We start from the raw sequence: 19760 nt of genomic DNA, 5'->3' as shown, positions 1-19760 counted from the left end.
TCGCTCCCTTACGGACCCGCCGGGCCACGTGGAATTCCATCGACATTGCCGCATCATGCCCGGAAACCGTTCATCCGGGAAGACCGGCAGTTTCTTTATTCATTCCGCCGGCGTCGTTCCCGAGGGCCCGTGCCTGTTCCGGGAAACCAGTTCGCGCAGCCATTTGCGGTGATGCCGCCACGCCCAGCCGCCGGTGACGGTGCCGCGCGTCATCGCGCTGATCGTGCCGCGAACCCAGATTGCCGCATAGACGTGCACGATCCAGACGCAGATCGCGACAATGGCTGCGATCGAATGGACCAGCAGCCCCCAACGCTGTTGCTCGATGGTGGTGTAGGCACCGAAATACTGCTGCCAGATGATCATTCCGGAGGCGATCAGCACGACGATCAGAATCGACATGGACCAGAAGACAACCTTCTGGCCGGCATTGTACTTGCCGACCTCCGGCAGCTTCTCTTCGTTTCCAGCCAACACGTCATTGGCCTGTGCCACCCACTGGGTGTCGACGCGCTGCCACAGGTTGGCGCTCCAGAATCGCAGGAACAATCCGAGGAAGCTGAAGAAAAGGACGACGCCGATCCATGGATGGATCGTGCGGGTCCACTGTCCGCCACCGAACAGGCCGGAGAGGAAAAACAGCGCCGGATGGAACATTGCCAGTCCGGAGAGTCCGAGCAGCACGAGGCTGATGGCGGTGATCCAGTGATTGACGCGCGCTCCGCCCGAATACCGGTGCACCCTCACCGGTCTGCCGGGTATGATGCTGTCGCCCCGCTCGACGTCGTAGTCCACCTTGCTCATGAGCGTTCATCTCCGGTGAGCCGTTCGGCCTGTTCCTCATCCTGCTCGGTTACGACGTTCGGACCACGGAACAGGTAGTGCAGCAGGCCGCCTGCGGCGGCGAGACCCATGACCGCCATGCCGGCGTATTTGGTGGCGCCCTTCCAGACCTCGACCACCCGGCTGATGTGCGGATCGTTCGGCAGGCCCGCATAGATTTCCGGCTTGTCGGCGTGGTGCAGCACATACATGACATGCGTGCCGCCGACGCCGGGCGGGTCATAGAGCCCGGCATTGGCAAAGCCGCGCGACTTCAGATCCTCGATGCGGCCGTTGGCCCACTCTTTCATCTCGTCCTTCGTGCCGTAGACAATGGCTTGCGTCGGGCAGGCCTTGGCGCAGGCCGGGCCCTGGCCGACGGCGATGCGGTCGGAACAGAGCGTGCACTTGTAGGCGGTGTGCGTGACTTCGGAGATGCGCGGGATGTTGAAGGGGCAGCCCTTGACGCAATAGCCACAGCCGATGCAGTTCTCGTGGACGAAGTCGACGATGCCGTTGGAATATTGCACGATCGCGCCGGGGGCGGGACAGGCTTTGAGGCAGCCCGGATCCTCGCAATGCATGCAGCCGTCCTTGCGGATCAGCCATTCGAGGTTGCCGGTATCCGGGTTGTCCCACTCCGTGAAGCGCATCAGCGTGAAGGTGTTGGGTGTCAGATCGTGCGGGTTGTCGTAGACACCGACGTTGATGCCGACCTCCTCATGAGTGTCGTTCCATTCGGCACAGGCCGCCTGGCACGCCTTGCAGCCAATGCACTTCGTGACGTCGATGAGCTTGGCGACCTGTGTCTGGCGTTCAGAGGGCGGCGTTACCGTCGATGCCGACCGCCTGATCAGATCCTTCTCGCCGAAGCGAGGTTCCTGCGGTGCGGTGTCGGGGTTGGGAACAGGTGCAAACATCTTCATCCCTCCCTACGCCACCGGCGCCGTGCTGCGCTCGATGTTGACGAGGAACGCCTTGAACTCCGGCGTCTCGATGTTGGCATCGCCAACGAAGGGGGTGAGCGAGTTCGGCCCGAAGCCCTTCCGGGCCGCACCGGTGAAGCCCCAATGCAGCGGGATGCCGACCACATGGATCGTCTTGCCGTCGCAGGTCAGCGGCTTGATGCGCTTGGTCACCACCGCCTTCGCCCTGACCTCGCCGCGCTTCGACCAGACCCGCACCCAGTCGCCCTTGGCAATGCCCTTCTCTCCCGCCAGCTCCTCCGAGATCTCCACGAAGAACTCCGGCTGCAACACCGCATTCACGGTGACGTGCTTGGTCCAGTAGTGGAAATGTTCGGTCAGGCGATACGACGTCGCTGCATAGGGGAACTCCTCCGACGCGGTCTCGGCGAACTGCTTGAAGTCGTCGTCGAAGACGCGCGCCACCGGATTGCCGCGAACGTTGGGCGCAATGACATTGGCCACCGGCGATTCGAACGGCTCGTAGTGCGCCGGGAACGGTCCGTCGCGCATCAGCCCCCGCGAGAAAAGGCGCGAGACCCCTTCCGCGTTCATGATGAACGGCCCGACCTCGTTCGGCTTGGCGGTCGGGGCGATGTCCGGAACGTCGTAGCCGCTCCATTTCTCGCCGCTCCACTCGATCAGCTTGCGGCTCGGATCCCAAGCCTTGCCGTTGAGATCGGCGGAGGCGCGATTATAGAGAATGCGCCGGTTGGCCGGCCACGACCAGGCCCAGCTGCCGAAGACCCCGGTCTCGTCGGGGTCGTGATTGTCGCGGCGGGCCATGTTGTTGCCGGCTTCCGTGAAGCAGCCGGCATAGATCCAGCAGCCGCTCGCCGTCGAGCCGTCGTCGCGCAGCACCGCAAAGCCCGGCACCTGCTTGCCGGCTTCCAAGACGACCTTCGTCGGGTCGGTCGGGTCCATCAGCGGCGCCAGCGCCCGGCCGTTCAGTTCCCGGGCCAGTTCGTCGGCCCGCGGCTCGCCCGGGTCCTCGTAAGGCCATTCGAGATTGAGGATCGCGTCGGGGAACGCGCCGCCCTCGTTGCGGTAGAGATCCCTTAGCCGCAGGTAGAGCTGCCCCATGATCCAGTTGTCGTTCTTCGCTTCACCTGGAGGCGTGGCCCCCGGCCAGTGCCATTGCAGCCAGCGGCCGGAATTGGTGAGTGCGCCTTCGTCCTCGGCAAAGCAGGTCGAGGGCAGCTGGAACACCTCGGTCTGGATCGAGGCCGTGTCGACGTTGTTGTAGTCGCCGTGGTTCTCCCAGAAGCGGGAGGTTTCCGTTTCCAGCGGATCGATCGTCACGAGGAACTTCAGCTTCGACAGCGCGTCCGTCATTTTCTTGCGGTTCGGCGACGCCAGCAGGGGATTGAAACCCTGGCAGACATAGCCGTTGACCTTGCCCGCATACATCATGTCGAAGATGCGCAGCATGTCGTAGCCCGACACGTCGAGCTTGGGCAGCCAGTCATAGGCGAAGTCGTTTTCCGGCGTCGCCGCCGGACCCCACATCGCCTTCTGGAAGCTGACGAAGAACTTCTTGTAGTTCTGCCAGTAGCTCGTCTGGTTCGGCCGCAGCGGCTTGTAGGCGCGCGTCGACATGTAGGTTTCCAGGTCGACTTCCTTCTCCAAGGGGATGTTCATGTAGCCGGGCAGGAGGTTCGACATCAGCCCGACATCGGTCAGTCCCTGGATGTTGGAGTGGCCGCGCAGGGCGTTCATGCCGCCGCCGCGCACGCCGATGTTGCCGAGGATCAGTTGCAGCATCGCCATGCAGCGGATGTTCTGCGAGCCCTTCGAATGCTGCGTCCAGCCCAGCGCGTACATCGACGTCATCGTCTTGGTCGGCGACGAGCATTCCGAGATCATCTCGGCCACCTTCAGGAATTTCTCCTTCGGCGTGCCGCAGATCCGCTCGACCATGTCCGGCGTAAAGACGGAGACGTGTTTCTTCAGCAGGTTCCAGACGCAACGCGGGTTCTGGAGCGTGTCGTCCACCATCGCAAAACCGTCGGGGCCGATCACATAGTCCCAACTCGAGCGGTCGTAGTCTCGCCGGGCTTCGTCATAGCCGGTGAACAGGCCGTCCTTGTAGTCGAACCCGTCCTTGACGATGTAGCTGGCATTGGTGAAGGGCTTGACGTAGTCCCACTGCACCTTGTTGTTCTCGATGCAGTAGTTGATGACGCCAAGCAGGAAGGCGATATCCGAACCCTGTCGGATCGGGGCGTAGAAATCGGCGACCGATGCGGTGCGCGTGAAGCGCGGATCGACGACGATCAGCCGCGCGCCGCGGTTGGCCTTGGCCTCCGTCACCCATTTGAACCCGCACGGGTGGGCTTCCGCCGCATTGCCGCCCATGACGACGACGAGATCGGTGTTCTTGATGTCGGTCCAGGAGTTGGTCATTGCTCCGCGGCCAAATGATGGGGCGAGACTCGCCACCGTCGGGCCGTGTCAGACGCGTGCCTGGTTATCGAATGCGACTATCCCTGTGCTGCGCACCACCTTGTAGGTGAGAAACGCCGTTTCGTTGGTGGTGGCGGAAGCGGCCAGGAAACCGGTCGACGTCCAGCGGTTCACCGTGACGCCGGCTTCGTTCTTCGCAATGAAGTTCGCGTCGCGATCGTCCTTCAGATGCCGGGCGATCCGGTTCAGCGCATCGTCCCAGGAAACCTGTTCGAACTTGTCGGAACCGGGCTTGCGCACCATCGGATATTGCAGCCGGGTCTTCGCCGTGACGAAGTCCTTCAGCGCCGCGCCCTTGGGACAGAGCGTGCCGCGGTTGGTCGGATGATCCGTGTCGCCTTCGACGTGGATGAGTTCGGCTTTCTCGCCCTTGCGCACGTCACCCCTGGAGTAGAGGATGATGCCGCAGGCGACCGAGCAATAGGGACAGGTGTTGCGGGTTTCGGCCGTGTTGGTCAGCTTGAAGGGACGGATCGCTGCAGCATAAGCGCTTTCCACTGCGCCGAAGCCGAATGAACCCATCGCCGTCGCGGCTGCCGTCGCCCCGACCCCGCCGAGAAACTGCCGGCGAGAGAGTTCCACGTTCATGGCATCACACCTCCGCTGTTGCTGTCCCGAACGGCATTTCGGCAAGTTCAGGCAATCAATTAACCCGGTGCATTAAGCAGTTCACCGCAATAAGACCGAACTGTCAACATTGCTCTTTCGCAATCTATGATGCGTGTCGATGCGACCTGATTCAGGAAGGGTTGTGTCGACGCGCATTGACGTGACGAGCCAAACAACTCAGATTGTAAAGGTGACTTCTCTGCCAGCTCCCGGGCTCCGCGGCGCCAAAAAGTCCGCGGCGCGCCGACCATGCGACTGACCCTTTGCCGGAGGCCACCATGGACATCAACGCGCCGATCCGTCTCAGCACGCTTGCCCACGGCGGTGGCTGCGGCTGCAAGCTCGCTCCTGCGGTCCTGCAGGAGCTTCTCGCCGACCAACCGGCAATGCAGCCCTTCAAGCAATTGCTCGTCGGTACCGAGACCGGCGACGATGCCGCCGTCTGGCAGCTCGACGACGAGAATTGCGTGATCGCCACGACCGACTTCTTCATGCCGATGGTCGACGATCCGTTCGATTTCGGGCGCATCGCCGCCACCAACGCCATTTCCGATGTCTATGCCATGGGCGGCACGCCGATCATGGCGCTGGCGATCCTCGGCATGCCGATCGACAAGCTTCCCGCTGAGATGATCTGCGCCATCCTCAAGGGCGGGGCGAGTATCTGCGCCGAAGCCGGTATTCCGGTGGCCGGTGGTCATTCCATCGACGCACCGGAACCGATCTACGGCCTGGCGGTGATCGGCATTTGCAAGCGTGCAAACTTGCGCAAGAACAGCGGTGCGGTGCCCGGCGACGCGCTCATCCTGACGAAACCGCTCGGCGTCGGCGTCTATTCAGCAGCCTTCAAGAAGGAGAAGCTCGGTTCCGACGCCTATGAAGAGTTGATCGCTTCGGTGACGCTGCTGAACAAGATCGGTGCGGAACTCGGCAGGGATTCGGCCGTCCATGCGATCACCGATGTGACCGGTTTCGGCATTCTTGGTCATGGATTGGAAATGGCGCGCGGTTCGGGTGTCGGCATGACGCTGCATTACAACGCTCTTCCTTTCCTTAAGGAGGCGGAAGCGCTCGCCGAACAGGGGTTCGTCACCGGCGCGTCGAACCGCAACTGGGCCAGTTATGGTGACGGCGTCCGCATGCCGGACGATCTGCCGTCGTGGAAGCGGCAGTTGCTGACCGATCCGCAGACATCGGGCGGATTGCTGGTTGCCTGTGACCATGGCCGAGCCGAAGAGTTGCTGCGAGACATACAGGCGGCGGGATATCCTGCCGCGGCGATTGTCGGAAAGGTCGAATCCGGCAGCGGACTGAGGGTTCTCCCCTAGTAAAGCGTTGGTTTCTGCGGAAGGTCGGGCCCTGCAGCAGCCAGCAGTTGGATCAGGACGTGTTGGCTGACCGGAAGCATCGCACACCGCTTGGCGTGGTGGATTGCGGGGAGTGGGCGGAGCGAGATGTTCGCCCACATGGACACTCACACGCCGAACACGATCGCGCCCGCCGTCAATCCCGCGCCTGCTGCCGTCAGCAGCAGTTTCTCTCCAGGCATCAGCGGCCGGTCTCGATGCGCCATCGACAGGGACAGCGCGATCGTCGCCGCCGAGGAGTTTCCATAATCCTCGATCGTGCGGACAGTCGTTTGCGGATCTACGCCAAGTCTTCCCGCGACGGCATCGAAGATCCGGGCATTTGCCTGGTGCGGCACGAAGCGGCCGATTCCTGCCGCGTCCAGGCCGGCATCGCTGAGCGCCCGGGCGCCACACCCCGCCATCATCTCCACGGCTCGGGCGAACACCTCGCGGCCATCCCGCATCGTCATCAGGAAATCCTCCGGCGCAAGACCGGCCGCGAAGGGTTTGTTGCTGCCGCCGGCCGCAATGGAGATCAGGTCGTAGCGGCTTCCGTCGGAGGCGAGATCCACGCCAAGGATGCCTTTTCCCGTCTCATTTGTCGGAGCAAGGACGATAGCACCGGCGGCATCGGCAAAGAGAACCGCACTTGCCCGCTCCGCCGGGTTGATCCGCCGGCTGAGGATATTGGCCGCCACGATCAGGACCGGCTTTGCCTGGGTGCGGACGAAGCCGTCGGCAAGCGTCAAGGCGTAGAGAAAGCCAGCGCAGGCTCCGGCAAGATCGATTGCTCCGCTGTTCGTCAGACGCAGCCGATGGGCGAGCAGCGGGGCCGAGGGCGGCAGCAGATGATCGGGGGTCGACGTGGCCAGCAGGGTCAGCGCGATGTCGTTTCTGGCAAGGCCGGCATCGTCGAGCGCCGCCTCCGCCGCCCGCGCGGCAAGCCCGCTCAGCGTGTCGGAGTCCTCGACCCAGTGCCGCGCCCGGATCCCTGTCCGCCGCTCGATCCAGCCCGGCTCCAGTCCGAGCCCCTGTTCGATCTCGGCATTCTCAACGCGGCGCGATGGGACGGCATGGCCCAGTCCCGCCAGATACGACGACCGGGCGCCGCTCATAGTTGTCCCTTCTCGAAGAGACACGCCGCCTCGTCGATCGCGTCATAGGCCCGGTCGAGATCGGCTGCGGTGACGCAGTAGGGGGGCATCAGGTAGATGACGTTGCCGAGCGGGCGGATCAACAGCTTTCGCGCCCGGAAATGGGCCCGCAGCCGCGGTCCGACCTCCGACAGGTAGCCGCCCCGTGGCACGACGAGGTCGAGCGCGGCGATGGTTCCGGCCTGGCGAACATTGGCGAAGCGCGGATCGGCCTCGAAGCGGGCAAGCCTCGTCCGCTGGAGGTCCGCAAGGGCCGCAACCCGGTCGCCGACCGGTTCGTTCCGCCAGACGTTCAGGTTGGCAACGGCGGCAGCGCAGGCGATCGGGTTGGCCGTATAGGAACTGGAATGGAAGAAGGTCTTGCTCCGGTCCGGCGAGCGATGCGCCTCGAAAATCTCAGCGGTGCAGAGCGTCGCCGCCAGCGGCAGCGCGCCCCCCGTCAGCCCCTTGGACGTGCAGAGGATATCGGGGGTGATCTGCGCCTGCGTACAGGCGAAGAGACTGCCGGTCCGGCCCCAACCCGTCATCACCTCGTCGGCAATCATCAGCGTACCGTGCCGTTCGGCGATGCGCTTCAGTTCCCGCAGCAGCGCCGCCCCGTACATCTTCATTCCGCCGGCACCGAGGACCAACGGCTCGATCAGCAGCGCGGCCACCTGTCCTGATCTGCAGACGGCCTCGAAGGCATCGAGCGTGGCCTGCTCCTGGCCGGCTTCGGGAAAGGGGAGCCTGTCGACCTCGAACAGCAGCGGCTCATAGGCCGCGTTGAATACGCCGCGTTCGCCGGTCGACATCGTGCCGATCGTATCGCCGTGGTAGCCGTGCTCCATCACCGCGATACGGTTGCGAGGCCCGCCACTATTGTGGAAGAAGCCGAGCGCCATCTTCAACGCGACTTCGACCGCGGTCGATCCGCTGTCGGAGTAGAAGACATGGCTTAGGCCGGCAGGAGCAAGCTCGATCAGGCCGCGGGCCAGTTCTTCCGCCGGTTCATGCGTGTATTCCGCAAAGATGATCTGGTCGTAGGTTTCACACGCTCTTTGGATTGCGTCCATGATGGCCGGATGGCGGTGTCCGTGGGTGATCACCCACCAGGAGGAAATTGCGTCGAGAATGGCGGCGCCATCCTCGTCGATGAGATAAGCACCCTCCGTCCTTGCGATCTGTTTCATCGGCGGTTCCAGCGCGTGCTGGGTGAAGGGGTGCCATACTGGCGAGCGCGTCATGTCGGCTCCGTTCGAAACAGGTCGATGTCGAAATTCTCCCGGAAGGCCTGCCGCAGGATCGGCGCGGTCACGGGGTCTAATAACGGCAGGCGGCCGAGCGATGGAACGCCTCCCAGTTCGGCAATGATGGCTTGCGTGTCCTCGTGCGGCGCGCCGATGAAGGCGATGCCGAAGACGGGGATGGAGCGTGCGCGCAGCGCCTCCAGCGACAGCAGTGTGTGGTTGATCGTTCCAAGGCCCGTGCGAGCGCAGAGGATCACGGGAATCTGCCAGCGGGCAAAAACGTCGGCAAAGACGACCCGCTCGGTGAGCGGCACGAGCAGCCCGCCGGCGCCCTCGATGACCAGCGGCGCGTCCACCGTCGGCGGCACGAGCGCCTCGACGTCGATCTGCACGCCGTCGAGCCGGGCAGCAAGATGCGGCGAGGCCGGCGTGCGCAGCCGATAGGCTTCGGGCAGGAGGCGCGCAGGCGGAATTCGGCCAAGCCGCCGGACGGTATCGCTGTCCGTCTCCTCTTCCAACCCGGACTGCACCGGCTTCCAATAGCAAGCGTCGAGCGCATCGGTCAGCGCGGCGGAAAAAACCGTCTTGCCGATTCCCGTATCGGTGCCGGTGATGACGAAGCGGGTGTTCATGGCTTCTCCTCATCCAGGATTGCCGCGAGCGCTTCGAACATGCGCGAGATCGTCGGCCTGTCGACATTGAGCGTGATGGCGATCCTCAGGCGCGCCGTTCCCTCTGGCACGGTTGGCGGCCGGACCGCGCGGATGTCGAAGCCCTTTTCGCGCATGTGCGCCGCGATCCGCACGGACAGCGCGTTGTCGCCGATCCGGACGGGCAGGATCTGCGATCCGCTGCCTTCCATATCCAGAACCCGGGCCATCTCGGCGTTGGCGAAGCGCTGCAGCGCTTTCAAGGTTTCCCGCCGCCCTGGCTCATCGGCGAGCACCCTCAAGGCTTCGCGCACGCCTGCCGCCATCAGCGGTGACGGCGCCGTCGAATAGATGAAGCCGCGCGCCCGATTGACCAGGTAGTCGCAGAGTGTCCCGCTCGCGCCGACGAGTGCGCCCGCAAGCCCGAGCGCCTTGCCGCAGGTGTGGACGACGATGATGTTTTCCCGCGGTTCCAGCCCGGCGGCGAAGCCGCGCCCGCCGGGTCCGAAAACACCGGTCGCATGCGCCTCGTCGATCACCAGGAAGCCGTCGTGTCGCGCGGCCAGCTCCGCAAGCTCGACCAGCGGGGCACGGTCTCCGTCCATCGAATAGAGGCTTTCGACGGCAATCCATGGATGGCCGGTGCCGCCGGCCTTTCGCCAATTGCGGATGGCATCGGCGAAGGCGTCGACATCGTTGTGCGGCACGCCCACCGCCGGCGCCTTGCACGCCGCAATGCCGTCATGCACGCTCGCATGCACGAGCGCATCGTAAACGATGAGATCGTCGCGTTGCGGCAGGGTGGAAAAGAGCGCGGTGTTGGCGGCATAGCCGCTGCCGAAATAGAGTGCGCGTTCCGAGCCGAAATAGGCGGCGGCCTCGGCCTCCAGGGCCTCATGTTCCGGATGATTGCCGCGCAACAGCCGCGAGCCACCGGCACCGGCCGGCACGCCGCGCTCGATGGCAGACGTGAACGCGGCCTTGAGGCGCGGCGCGTCGGCGAGAGCGAGATAATCGTTGGAGGTGAAGTCGATGTCGCCCGGCGGCAGCAGCGCCCGCCGCCGTCCTCTGCGCTCCAGCCCCGCCAGTGTCCGCTCGTAGCGGACGAGGCCATCGCCGATCATGCGCTCAGTTCCATCGGCTTCAAGCCGAGACGGCGGAAGAGGCCCGCATCATGGTCCTCTCCCGGGTTGTCAGCGGTCAGCAGCGTTTCACCGACGAAGATCGAATTGGCGCCGGCAAAGAAGCAGAGCGCCTGCATCTCGTCGCTCATCTCGGTCCGCCCGGCCGACAGGCGGACATGGGATTTCGGCATCAGGATGCGAGCAAGCGCAATCGTGCGAACAAAGTCGATCGGATCGACCGGTGCGGCGTCGGCCAGTTTCGACCCCGGGATCGGGATCAGCATGTTGATCGGCACGCTCTCGGGCGGGGAGGGCAGGTTCGCGAGGGTCACCAGCATCGAGATGCGGTCTTCCGCCGTTTCGCCCATGCCGAGAATACCGCCCGCGCAAACCTTGATTCCGGCGTCGCGCACATTCGACAGCGTCTCCAGCCGGTCGGCAAAGGTCCGGGTGGTGATGACCTCGCCGTAGAAGCGCTCCGAGGTGTCGATGTTGTGATTGTAGTAGTCGAGGCCGGCATCGGCGAGGGCGGCGCTCTGCGCCGGCGAAAGCATGCCGAGCGTCATGCACGTCTCCATGCCGAGCGCCCTGACGCCGCGAACCATCGCGACGACCGCCTCCATGTCGCGGTCTTTGGGACTGCGCCAGGCGGCGCCCATGCAGTAGCGTGTCGCGCCGCCCTCCTTGGCCTTTCGAGCCTCGGAGATCACCCTTTCGACCTCCATCAGCTTGGAAGCCTTGAGCCCGGTCGGGTAGTGCGCCGACTGGCTGCAATAGCCGCAGTCCTCGGCGCAGCCGCCGGTCTTGATCGAAAGCAGCCGGCTCATCTGCACGGCATTCGGATCGAAATTCGCCCGATGGACGCTGTGCGCACGGAAGAGAAGATCGTTGAATGGCAGATTATAGATTTTTTCAGCGGCCAGAAGTGTTCGAGGTTCCAGCGCATTGATTGATTCGTGATCGGTGTCGGCGCTTTCGCCCAGCAGTTCCGGCATTCTTGTTCCCTTCGCCTCGATTTCAAAATAGATAGAATTAGATTTTATCTATAATTTGCGACGGCATGAGGAAACACAAGCGCCCAGACGGCGAGGGGCGCCGATTCTTCAACCAATGGAAGTGTTTGCAGAGATGTGGGAGCGGTCAGCCAACGATGGCAAAGATATCGCGCGTGGCACCGGAGGCGCTCTTGACCGGCCGTTGGCCGATCCATTGGACGTGCCGTTCCAGGACCGCCGCGGCATTGTCGATCTTGCCCTGCCGCAGAAATGCGAGGATCGCCCGGTGGTCATGGTCGGTCCGCACCTCCCATTCGGAGCGCCAGGTCGCGAACAGGAAACGGGCGCTCGCCGCGTGCAGGTCGTCGATGGCGGCGAGCAGGCGCGGCATGCCGCAGGGCGTGAGGATCAGCCGGTGAAAGCGGCGGTTGGCGTCTTCCCAGGAGCGGACATCCCGCGAATTGTCGCCGGCGACGGTTGCCTGCTCGGCCTCGTCGAGAATGGCGGGCGTCAGGTGCGGCGCGGCGTGCCGCAGCGCCAGCACCTCAAGGGCCGCTCGCATCTGTGCCACCTCGCGGACCTCCTTGAGGTCGAACGAGGCGACGCGCACGCCGCGCCGCGGCTCGCTGACCACCAAACCCTGCGCCTCAAGGCGGCGAAACGCCTCGCGGACCGGCACGTGGCTCGCGCCGAATTCCTCGGCGAAATGGTCCTGCCTCAGCTTCGTTCCCGGGGCCAGTTCGCCGGTGACGATCCGGTCGGCGAGGCTGCGGCTGATGCGGCTGGCAATGGTGTCGTCGTTTGGTGCGGTCATGTGGTGCGGATCAGTGCTTTTGGATGAGTTGCACCCGCTCTTATGTCAGATCGCCGGCATGGTGGCGAGCCCTGCCGCACGGGGCTGGTCGGCTCGGAAGACGTCACCGACCGGGACCAGGGTCAGCTCTTCGCCGCGCCGTTGCACGAACAGCGCGTCAAGGCCCTGTCTCCGCGCCAGGGCTTGTCCTTCCGCGGGTCCCAGCACCATGAACGCCGTCGCCCAGGCGTCGGCGTCCATGCAGCTTCCGGTTACGACGGAGACGGATGCGGTTCCATTGTCGGCGGGTCCTCCGCGCGTCCGGTCCATGGTGTGAGACAGACGCCTTCCGCTGACGTCGACCCAATGGCGATAGTCGCCCGAGGTGGCGACGGCGGCGTCGCGCAATGCGATCAGGCCGAGCGGGATACGCGCCTCGAAGTCGGGCTTTTCCACCGCCACCAGCCATGGCGTGCCATCGGCCCGAGTGCCGCGCGCCTTCACTTCGCCGTCGAGGCTGACGAGCGCGCCGGGGATATCGAACGCCTCAACCGTCCGCATCATTTCGTCGACCGCGAAGCCTTTGGCGATCCCGGAGAGATCGAGCGCGACGGGTGCGTGCTTGCGCGCCCGGCCGGCCGACCGGTCCAGTTCCAGGACGTCATGGGTTGGCGGCAGCCGCACCCGAAGCGATTGCCGGATCAGTTCTGCATCGGGTCCGGAGCTGTTCGGCCCAAAGCCCCAGGCGTTGACCAGGGGGCCGACGCCGATGTCAAAGGCGCCGCTGGAGGCACGGCCGATCTCCAGCCCCCGCTCCAGCACCTGCATCAGTTCGGCGGGCAGGGCAACCCAGGTGCCGGGCGGAGCCGCATTGAAGCGCATCAGGTCGCTTTCCGGCTTCCATGTGGACATCTGCAGGTCGACGCGGTCGACGGAGCGGCTGAGTGCCATCTTCAGCGCGTCGATGTCGGTCGCGGGCGGCGTGTGGACCAGCGCCGACCACCGTGTTCCCATGGTGGCGCCGCTCAGGGCGTGGCGGCTCAAATCAGAAGACATCTTCGACATACCTCCCTTGCGCCTTCAGCACGATCGGGTCGAGGTTGGTTGGGGCCAGAATATCGGTGAGTGCGGCCATGACGCCCGCGGCCATGTCGCGTCCGCCGCACACCATGATCTGCGCGCCGCCGGCGATCAGCGCACGGAGGCGGCCGGCGTCCTCGCGGAGGCGGTCCTGCACGTAACCGCTGTCCGCCACGCGCGAGAAGGTCGTCCGCAGGCTCGTCAGCCGGTTTTCGCCAAGCCAGTGTTCGATCTCGCGCTGGTAGAGGAAATCCGACCCCGGATCGCGGGCGCCGAAATAAAGATGCATCGGCCTGGCATCGCTATTGGCACGGATCGTGCCGGCAAGTGGTCCGATCCCGGTGCCTGCACCGATGAGGATGACGGGCGCCTTGCCGCGCACAGCTCGGAAAGTTGGGTTTGGCTTGATGAAGCCCGCGACGGCGTCGCCCGGCCGCAGGGCGTGAAGGTAACCCGAGCATAATCCGCCGGGATGCTTGCGCACGCAGATCTCCAGGAAGCCGTCGCGCGACGACGAGGCGAGCGAATAGTAGCGCGGGGTCGTGCTGCCGGGCGGGACGATACCGATGAGATCGCCGGCCTCGAAGCTCGGCCATCCGCGTCCGGATAGGCGCTCCAGCAGGCTCCGTTTCCCGGGTGCAAAGCGCAGGACGGCGGTCGGCGCCTGCACCTCGGCCCCATAGTCGCGACGCGAAACCAGCGTCAGCCCATGGGTGCGCGGCATCGCCGGCCTGTGGTCGAGCACGAGGTTTTTGCCAAGGGCGGCCGACAGCGCTTGTCCCCAGCGGGCAAACTCCTGCGGGCACTGCCGGTTGATCGTCTCTGCCGGCATCAGAAAGCGCCAGCCGTTGCGGGCAAGTGCCGCCTCGACGTCGCGGGAGAACTGGCAGAATTTCGGGAACTGTCGATCACCGAAGCCGAGCACGGCCACCGAGGCCGGCGGGGTTTCCATTGTTTCGAGCCGATCGAGAAACGAGCGGGCGTTGGCGGGGGCTTCGCCGTTGCCGTATGTGGCCGCAAGGATGAACATTTGACGGCACGCAGGATACGACTGCGCCAGCTTGTCCATCGGGCCGGTATGCACCTTGTGCCCGGCGTCTGCCAACGCCTTGTGCAGCGTTGCGGCAAACCCCCAGGTGCTTCCGCCCTCGCTGCCGACCAGAATGATCGTATCGGCGGACGCAGCGGCGGCGTTTGCGGCGATCCGCGGACGTCCCTGTCGGCCGGACCACCAGACGATGGCGCCCGTCGCGCTGAAGAGCGGGACGCTGAGCGAGGTCATGCCGAGGATCAGGCCCAGCCACCACAGCCCTTGTCCGGTATGCAGCATCCGAATGAACCCGTAGATCTGCTGCGGCAACGGCCGATCCAGCCATGCCGCCATCTCGCCGGTCGCCGGATCGATCAAACCTGCGCCGCCGATTGTCTTGAGCTCGAGGATGCCGTTGGGATCGTTTACATCGGGAAAGGTCAGTTCGCGCAACTCGGACAGGTCGAAGCCCTGCAATGCCTGGTTCTGCTCAACCGGCAGGTGCGGCCCGCCGCTGACTTCGATGGGGGTGTCAAAGGCCTGCGCGCCCTTGCTGGGGACGAGCCCGAATGTCGCTGCTGACATATAGAGCGCGGTGAGCGCTGACAGCAGAAGACCGGCAGTCGCCAGCCGTCCCATCTCGACATGCAGGCGTTGGGAGCGGCTGCCCCGTGCGCGGCCGAAAAGATGGCGCCAGCCACCCATGCGCCGCGCCGTCATCTGCAGCCCGGTCAGGACCAGCACAAGCATGGCCGCGGCGCCCAATGCTGCAGCAATCCGGCCGCCATCGCCGAGAAAGAGCGAACGGTGCAGATTCTTCGTCCAGCGTACGAAGGATGATCGCTCATAGGCGCCAAGGGACTGCCCGGTGACGGGATCGACGACAATCGCCGTTGGACGGTCGTTTTCGAGATGATGGACGATGATCGTGCCTGAAGGGGTTCGCTCGATTTCTTCGACGCCCTGGTAGGTGGTCGCGATCCGTCCCGCCAGCGCCGCGATGGTGACTTGGCCTTCGGCAACGCTGATCGCCCCGGCCCTTTCCATGGCTGGGACCACCGACAACATCGCGCCGCTGACGGCGAGGACGCTGACCAGAAGAGCGGCGAGGAGGCCGGAAAACTTGTGCAGCTGACGCAGCATGGGATCAATCCTCGATGCGTGCGTTACATGCTGTAGGTGAAGGAACGGACATAACGGCGTCCCGATGTCGCCTGGCCGAAACCGCCGGCGGTCAGGGGCGCGACGACATCGGACGGGCTGTCGCGCATGTCTTCGACTGCCGCATCGATGTGCAGTTCATAGCCCGCGTCGAACAGGGCGTCGGCGAGGTCCAGGCTAATCTTCAGCGTTCGACCGGCCCCGACACTCGCGCCGGTGATGCCGCTGATCTCGGCGGTGTCTCCGCCTGAAAGGCGTGCCCAGTCGCTGAGGTGGCTGTAGTACTTGGATTTGCCTCCCGCCATCCAAAGGGTCCCTTTGTAGGCGCCGGCCGCGTCGGTGACGTAGAGCGTTAGGTAGGCTCCGTCACCGCTGTAGTTGTCGAGCGTCGTCGTCAAGGTGACGGGCCGGGCCAGGGCCAGCCCGGGCAGGGTCAGCGCGGTGGTGAGGACCAGACCGGCGATCAGCGACTTCAGCATGGGTATCTCCATAGGTTGTTATGGCCCGGAGATTGCGGCTGCCGACTGACCACCCCCTGAAGCTTCGCGCAATTCTGCTTCAGCTTGCCGTCAGCTTTCCGCCGCTCGAAAACAAAACGCCCCGACGGGGCGGGGCGCGCGTTGTTTCGGGCAGGCTGACGGGGCGTTACTGGACGTCGACCTTTGGCGGGGTGCCGCTGCCGAAAAGCCCGTTGTTGGGGGGCGTTGCCGCTCCCGAAGGGGTCGTCTTGTTGCCGTCGTTGCGGTCGCGGTGGCCTCCGTGTTCGTCCTCGTGTTCGCGACGCTGCTTTCGACCGCGGTCGCCCGCATACTTCATGCCCACGATCTCGAGCGTACCGGGATTGACCTTCGCCCGCAGGTTTCGGCCGTCCTTGTCCTGTGCCCGGATCTTGTAGCAACCGTCATCGGTCTTGATCCTTTGGATGGTCCAGCCCCGGGCTTGCGCCATTTTCTGCACCGCCTCGCGGGGCTGCCAGTTGGCCATCGGCACATTGCAGTCGTCGTCATCGTCATCATGCGCCATTACCGCGCCGACACCCAGTCCACAGAGGACAATGGCCGCAAACAGGATGGTCTTCTTCATGATCGTGCTCCGCATCAGGCTTGTCGTAGGCTTGTTTTGCGGCCACATCCTTACCGGCAGCTGAAGTTGACCGATTTTCAGCTTAAGCGAGCCGTCAGTTTCGCGCTGTAGGGAACATCGCAAAGTCGAAATGGAACTGTCCGATGCGGATCTTGCTGATCGAAGACGACACAATTCTGGGAGCTGCGGTGCGCGACCAGATCAACGCCGACGGCCATTGCGTTGACTGGGTCAAGCGGCTCGATATTGCCGCCGACTATGCCAGCAACGCCGCCTATGACCTCGTTCTGCTCGATCTGATGCTGCCGGACGGACGCGGTATCGGCTTCCTGCGAAACCTCCGCGCAAAGGGGGATGTCACGCCGGTGATCATCCTGAGCGCGCTCGATCAGGTCTCCGACCGCATCGAGGGACTGGATGCCGGCGCCGACGACTACATGATCAAGCCCTTTGACCTGTCGGAACTGTCCGCCCGCCTCAAGGCGGTTGCGCGGCGCTACGCCGGCAATCCCAACCCCCTGATTGAAGTCGGCGACCTGCAGATCGATCTGGCGTCCCGGTCGATCAGGCGTAACGGCAAGGACATCGGCCTGACGGCCCGAGAGTGGGTCCTCTACGAGGCTTTCCTGCAGCGACCAGGACAACTGATGTCCAAGGCGCAACTGGAGGAGCGCCTCTATTCCTTCAGCACCGACGTGGACAGCAACACCATCGAGGTGCATGTCAGCCGATTGCGCAAGAAGCTCGGCCACGGCGCCATCGATACGGTGCGCGGTGTGGGCTATCGCCTCGGGACCACCCCATGAGGGCACCTCGCAGCCTGCAATGGCGCCTTTCCCTCTGGCTGGGAATCGGCATGGCATTGCTGTGGCTGGCAACGGCGCTGGTCACGATCCGCAACCTGCGCCATGAGCTGGACATGGTCTTCGACAGTGCCCTGGAGGAGACGGCGCAGCGAATCCTGCCCCTTGCCGTCCTCGACGTCATCGGTCGTGAGGATGAGGGCGTCACCAGCCAGAAAATCGCCACCCTTCGCACACACGACGAATACTTCACCTATGTTGTTAGAGACGACAAGGGCAACGTTCTCCTGCGCTCACACGGCGCCGATGATGCGGTATTCCCGCCCTATAGCGGGATGGGATTTGTGAATTCGCCGACCCATCGCATCTATTTCGATGCCGCGTTGCAGGGGACGGTGACGATTGCGGTTGCCGAGCCGCGGGCGCACCGCCGCGCGGTGGGGAACCAGACGTTCTTCGGGCTTATGCTAGCCTTCGGTCCCCTCGTGGTGCTCAGCCTTGTCGGCGTCTGGCTCATCGTGCGGGTCTCGGTGGCGCCCATTCGAGCGTTCCGCACCGGCATCGAGCAGCGTGGCGGCGGCGACCTTACACCCCTTCCCGCCGTGGAATTGCCCTCGGAAATCGCGCCGGTTGCGGAAGCGCTGAACAACCTGCTGGATCGGCTGCGGCGCGTGCTCGAGGCCGAGCGCAGCTTCACCGCGAGCTCCGCCCACGAGTTGCGCACGCCTGTGGCAGCGGCGCTGGCGCAGACACAGCGGCTGATTTCCGAAGCGACGGATCCCTCGACCCTCGAGCGGGCAACACAGGTCGAGATGGCCTTGCGCAGACTTGCGCGGCTATCGGAGAAACTGATGCACTTGGCAAGGGCGGAGGGCGGGCGTCTTCAGGTGGAGCAGGCGGCCGACATTGCGCCGGTTCTCCGGATGGTCACGAAGGAGATGGCAAAGGACGGCGCCGACCGCATCGAACTGTGCCTCCCGCCTGGGCAGGTCCCGTCGAGGATCGATCCGGATGCCTTCGCCATCCTGTCGCGAAACCTGATCGAGAATGCCCTGAAACATGGGTCACATGACGATGCGATCCATGTCGACCTGTCGGAAGAGGGCGTCCTTGTCGTCACCAATGCCGGTTCTGTAGTCGCGCCGGAGACGCTCGCGCGCCTCACCCGCCCCTTCGAGCGCGGCGATACGCGCGCGAACGGTTCCGGGCTCGGGCTTGCGATCGCAAAAGCGATTGCCTCCGGTGTTGGCGGCGCACTGACACTCACCTCGCCGCTGCCGGGGCAGACGGGTGGATTCGAGGCGAAGTTCGACCCCAGCCCGGATGACTTTCGCAAGGGCGCCTTTCCGTGACGCTTATCCGATTTTTTCGACGACCGGCGGAATTTGCACCACTTTCAGGTCCGAGTTGCCGGAATCGATGATCTCGAAGACCGCGTCGAGCATCCCCGGGACATCCTGCCGAACCATTTCGATATGGTCGCCAAGCATGGCGACGAAGGGATCCCAGTCGAAGCAGCCGAGCATTGGCATGCCGTCGGTATACTCGCCCGAGCGGCGGATCCAGCGCATGACACCTTCAAGGGAAATCGTCGAGTTGACGAACATGCCTTTCGGTAGGGTCCCGGTCTTCTCCGCAAGCTGCCGCATGGCTATTTCGGCCTTTTCAGGGGCGTAGCCGCAGGTCAGGACGAGCGATTCATCGACGGCCACGCCCGCTTCGGCATGGGCGGCGCGAAACCCCCTGACGCGCTCTGATGTATTGTGGTCCGTTCCCCGCCCGCCGATGAACAGGAGCGGCGTCATTTCCCCATACTCCTTCTGGCAGTTTGCCAAGACGCGTCGCGTCAGTTCGAGGGCGCCGCCGAAGTTATCGGAAATCACGGAGGGGGCTTGTGACCCCGGCAGGTCGAGGTTCACGGTGCGAACGCCGGCCGCCGCACATAGCTCAACGATGCGATCCGGATCGGTCGCACCAGTCGCGATCAGACAATCGACCCGATAGGAAAGCATCGCGCGCGCCGCATCCAACTCCAGAGCCGGGTCGCGGCGCGTGCAGGTCACGATCGGGAACAATCCCCTCTCGCGGGCCATGGCTTCGAATTGCTCCACAATGGAGCCGAAGTAGCGGTTGTCGTATTTGGGGACGATCATGCCGATGATCTTCGATCGGTCGCTGCGCAGCACGCTCGCTTGCATGTTCAGCGCATAGCCCTGCTCCTCGGCGAGCCGGGTGATCCTTTCCGCAAGCTGGCTGCTGATGCGACGCTTCTTCCAGTTGCCGTTCAATACGGCACTCACCGCGCTTGCCGACGTCCCGGCCAGCTCCGCCAGATCGTAGATCGTCGTCCTTTTGGTCTGCATTCCACGCTTCACGAATATGGTCTCCCCTTTCGGTCACCTTGACATCAATGTCCATAGGTGGCAATTCTGCTTCATCGATTGAGC

At 64.2% G+C, this 19760-nt stretch carries 17 protein-coding genes; 3 read left to right on the top strand and 14 right to left on the bottom strand.

The annotated features are described in order from the left end of the window. Positions 1 to 99: 99 nt before the first annotated feature. The 3 genes from AC1DDS_RS07945 to fdnG are packed head-to-tail and all read right to left on the bottom strand — an operon-like array spanning position 100 to position 4841. Entirely contained in the window at positions 100 to 804 is a 705-nt protein-coding gene (locus tag AC1DDS_RS07945; protein WP_477478388.1) for a formate dehydrogenase subunit gamma, read from the bottom strand. Further along, entirely contained in the window at positions 801 to 1742 is a 942-nt protein-coding gene (gene fdxH / locus AC1DDS_RS07940; protein WP_477478387.1) for a formate dehydrogenase subunit beta, read from the bottom strand. Before fdxH ends, AC1DDS_RS07945 begins: the two co-directional genes overlap by 4 nt. Positions 1743 to 1754: 12 nt before the next feature. Then, positions 1755 to 4841 carry a formate dehydrogenase-N subunit alpha gene (gene fdnG / locus AC1DDS_RS07935; protein ID WP_477478386.1) on the bottom strand — a complete coding sequence of 1029 codons (3087 nt, stop codon included), beginning with the start codon at positions 4839 to 4841 and terminating at the stop codon, positions 1755 to 1757. A 299-nt stretch (positions 4842 to 5140) separates the two neighbouring features. On the opposite strand from fdnG, the gene selD reads away from it, so the two are divergent. Further along, the gene (selD, locus tag AC1DDS_RS07930; protein WP_477478385.1) at positions 5141 to 6190 is read left to right on the top strand and encodes a selenide, water dikinase SelD; all 1050 of its coding nucleotides are present in this window, start codon (positions 5141 to 5143) and stop codon (positions 6188 to 6190) included. Between the two features lie 146 nt (positions 6191 to 6336). On the opposite strand, the gene AC1DDS_RS07925 is transcribed toward selD, so the two are convergent. The 10 genes from AC1DDS_RS07925 to AC1DDS_RS07880 form a co-directional block, all read right to left on the bottom strand. Then, entirely contained in the window at positions 6337 to 7326 is a 990-nt protein-coding gene (locus AC1DDS_RS07925; RefSeq protein WP_477478384.1) for a beta-ketoacyl-ACP synthase III, read from the bottom strand. Further along, entirely contained in the window at positions 7323 to 8591 is a 1269-nt protein-coding gene (locus tag AC1DDS_RS07920) for an adenosylmethionine--8-amino-7-oxononanoate transaminase (protein ID WP_477478383.1), read from the bottom strand. Before AC1DDS_RS07920 ends, AC1DDS_RS07925 begins: the two co-directional genes overlap by 4 nt. Then, the gene (bioD, locus tag AC1DDS_RS07915; RefSeq protein ID WP_477478382.1) at positions 8588 to 9226 is read right to left on the bottom strand and encodes a dethiobiotin synthase; all 639 of its coding nucleotides are present in this window, start codon (positions 9224 to 9226) and stop codon (positions 8588 to 8590) included. Before bioD ends, AC1DDS_RS07920 begins: the two co-directional genes overlap by 4 nt. Then, the gene (locus AC1DDS_RS07910) at positions 9223 to 10368 is read right to left on the bottom strand and encodes an 8-amino-7-oxononanoate synthase (RefSeq protein WP_477478381.1); all 1146 of its coding nucleotides are present in this window, start codon (positions 10366 to 10368) and stop codon (positions 9223 to 9225) included. The genes bioD and AC1DDS_RS07910 overlap by 4 nt, the downstream gene beginning before the upstream one ends. Next, the gene (gene bioB, locus AC1DDS_RS07905) at positions 10365 to 11363 is read right to left on the bottom strand and encodes a biotin synthase BioB (protein ID WP_477478380.1); all 999 of its coding nucleotides are present in this window, start codon (positions 11361 to 11363) and stop codon (positions 10365 to 10367) included. The genes AC1DDS_RS07910 and bioB overlap by 4 nt, the downstream gene beginning before the upstream one ends. Positions 11364 to 11508: 145 nt before the next feature. Further along, positions 11509 to 12177, bottom strand: coding sequence for a GntR family transcriptional regulator (locus tag AC1DDS_RS07900; protein ID WP_477478379.1), 669 nt, complete (start codon positions 12175 to 12177; stop codon positions 11509 to 11511). 45 nt (positions 12178 to 12222) lie between these two features. Further along, on the bottom strand, positions 12223 to 13221 hold the full coding sequence (locus AC1DDS_RS07895; RefSeq protein ID WP_477478378.1) for an FAD:protein FMN transferase: 999 nt from the start codon (positions 13219 to 13221) through the stop codon (positions 12223 to 12225). Next, complete coding sequence (locus tag AC1DDS_RS07890) at positions 13202 to 15409, bottom strand: PepSY domain-containing protein (RefSeq protein ID WP_477478377.1); 2208 nt, start codon at positions 15407 to 15409, stop codon at positions 13202 to 13204. The genes AC1DDS_RS07895 and AC1DDS_RS07890 overlap by 20 nt, the downstream gene beginning before the upstream one ends. 23 nt (positions 15410 to 15432) lie before the next feature. Continuing rightward, positions 15433 to 15903, bottom strand: coding sequence for a DUF2271 domain-containing protein (locus AC1DDS_RS07885; protein ID WP_477478629.1), 471 nt, complete (start codon positions 15901 to 15903; stop codon positions 15433 to 15435). 169 nt (positions 15904 to 16072) lie between these two features. After that, positions 16073 to 16510, bottom strand: a complete 438-nt coding sequence (locus AC1DDS_RS07880; RefSeq protein WP_477478376.1) for a PepSY domain-containing protein — start codon at positions 16508 to 16510, stop codon at positions 16073 to 16075. 143 nt (positions 16511 to 16653) lie between these two features. On the opposite strand from AC1DDS_RS07880, the gene AC1DDS_RS07875 reads away from it, so the two are divergent. Then, the gene (locus AC1DDS_RS07875; RefSeq protein WP_477478375.1) at positions 16654 to 17316 is read left to right on the top strand and encodes a response regulator transcription factor; all 663 of its coding nucleotides are present in this window, start codon (positions 16654 to 16656) and stop codon (positions 17314 to 17316) included. Beyond that, positions 17313 to 18665: a sensor histidine kinase gene (locus AC1DDS_RS07870; protein WP_477478374.1), complete on the top strand. Its 1353-nt coding sequence runs from the start codon at positions 17313 to 17315 to the stop codon at positions 18663 to 18665. Before AC1DDS_RS07875 ends, AC1DDS_RS07870 begins: the two co-directional genes overlap by 4 nt. A gap of 3 nt (positions 18666 to 18668) precedes the next feature. On the opposite strand, the gene AC1DDS_RS07865 is transcribed toward AC1DDS_RS07870, so the two are convergent. After that, entirely contained in the window at positions 18669 to 19676 is a 1008-nt protein-coding gene (locus AC1DDS_RS07865) for a LacI family DNA-binding transcriptional regulator (RefSeq protein WP_477478373.1), read from the bottom strand. Between the last annotated feature and the right edge of the window lie 84 nt (positions 19677 to 19760).

The organism is Mycoplana sp. 10N416 (assembly GCF_056394765.1).
The sequence above is the reverse complement of the archived record's forward strand: the minus strand, read 5'-3'. Positions and strand labels throughout refer to the sequence as shown.

What these genes read in the sequence shown, in the direction of transcription:
- AC1DDS_RS07945 (WP_477478388.1), bottom strand. Translation starts at nt 804, where the DNA reads ATGAGCAAGGTGGACTACGACGTCGAGCGGGGCGACAGCATCATACCC.
- fdxH (WP_477478387.1), bottom strand. Translation starts at nt 1,742, where the DNA reads ATGTTTGCACCTGTTCCCAACCCCGACACCGCACCGCAGGAACCTCGC.
- selD (WP_477478385.1), top strand. Translation starts at nt 5,141, where the DNA reads ATGGACATCAACGCGCCGATCCGTCTCAGCACGCTTGCCCACGGCGGT.
- AC1DDS_RS07925 (WP_477478384.1), bottom strand. Translation starts at nt 7,326, where the DNA reads ATGAGCGGCGCCCGGTCGTCGTATCTGGCGGGACTGGGCCATGCCGTC.
- AC1DDS_RS07920 (WP_477478383.1), bottom strand. Translation starts at nt 8,591, where the DNA reads ATGACGCGCTCGCCAGTATGGCACCCCTTCACCCAGCACGCGCTGGAA.
- bioD (WP_477478382.1), bottom strand. Translation starts at nt 9,226, where the DNA reads ATGAACACCCGCTTCGTCATCACCGGCACCGATACGGGAATCGGCAAG.
- AC1DDS_RS07910 (WP_477478381.1), bottom strand. Translation starts at nt 10,368, where the DNA reads ATGATCGGCGATGGCCTCGTCCGCTACGAGCGGACACTGGCGGGGCTG.
- bioB (WP_477478380.1), bottom strand. Translation starts at nt 11,363, where the DNA reads ATGCCGGAACTGCTGGGCGAAAGCGCCGACACCGATCACGAATCAATC.
- AC1DDS_RS07900 (WP_477478379.1), bottom strand. Translation starts at nt 12,177, where the DNA reads ATGACCGCACCAAACGACGACACCATTGCCAGCCGCATCAGCCGCAGC.
- AC1DDS_RS07895 (WP_477478378.1), bottom strand. Translation starts at nt 13,221, where the DNA reads ATGTCGAAGATGTCTTCTGATTTGAGCCGCCACGCCCTGAGCGGCGCC.
- AC1DDS_RS07890 (WP_477478377.1), bottom strand. Translation starts at nt 15,409, where the DNA reads ATGCTGCGTCAGCTGCACAAGTTTTCCGGCCTCCTCGCCGCTCTTCTG.
- AC1DDS_RS07880 (WP_477478376.1), bottom strand. Translation starts at nt 16,510, where the DNA reads ATGAAGAAGACCATCCTGTTTGCGGCCATTGTCCTCTGTGGACTGGGT.
- AC1DDS_RS07875 (WP_477478375.1), top strand. Translation starts at nt 16,654, where the DNA reads ATGCGGATCTTGCTGATCGAAGACGACACAATTCTGGGAGCTGCGGTG.
- AC1DDS_RS07870 (WP_477478374.1), top strand. Translation starts at nt 17,313, where the DNA reads ATGAGGGCACCTCGCAGCCTGCAATGGCGCCTTTCCCTCTGGCTGGGA.
- AC1DDS_RS07865 (WP_477478373.1), bottom strand. Translation starts at nt 19,676, where the DNA reads ATGCAGACCAAAAGGACGACGATCTACGATCTGGCGGAGCTGGCCGGG.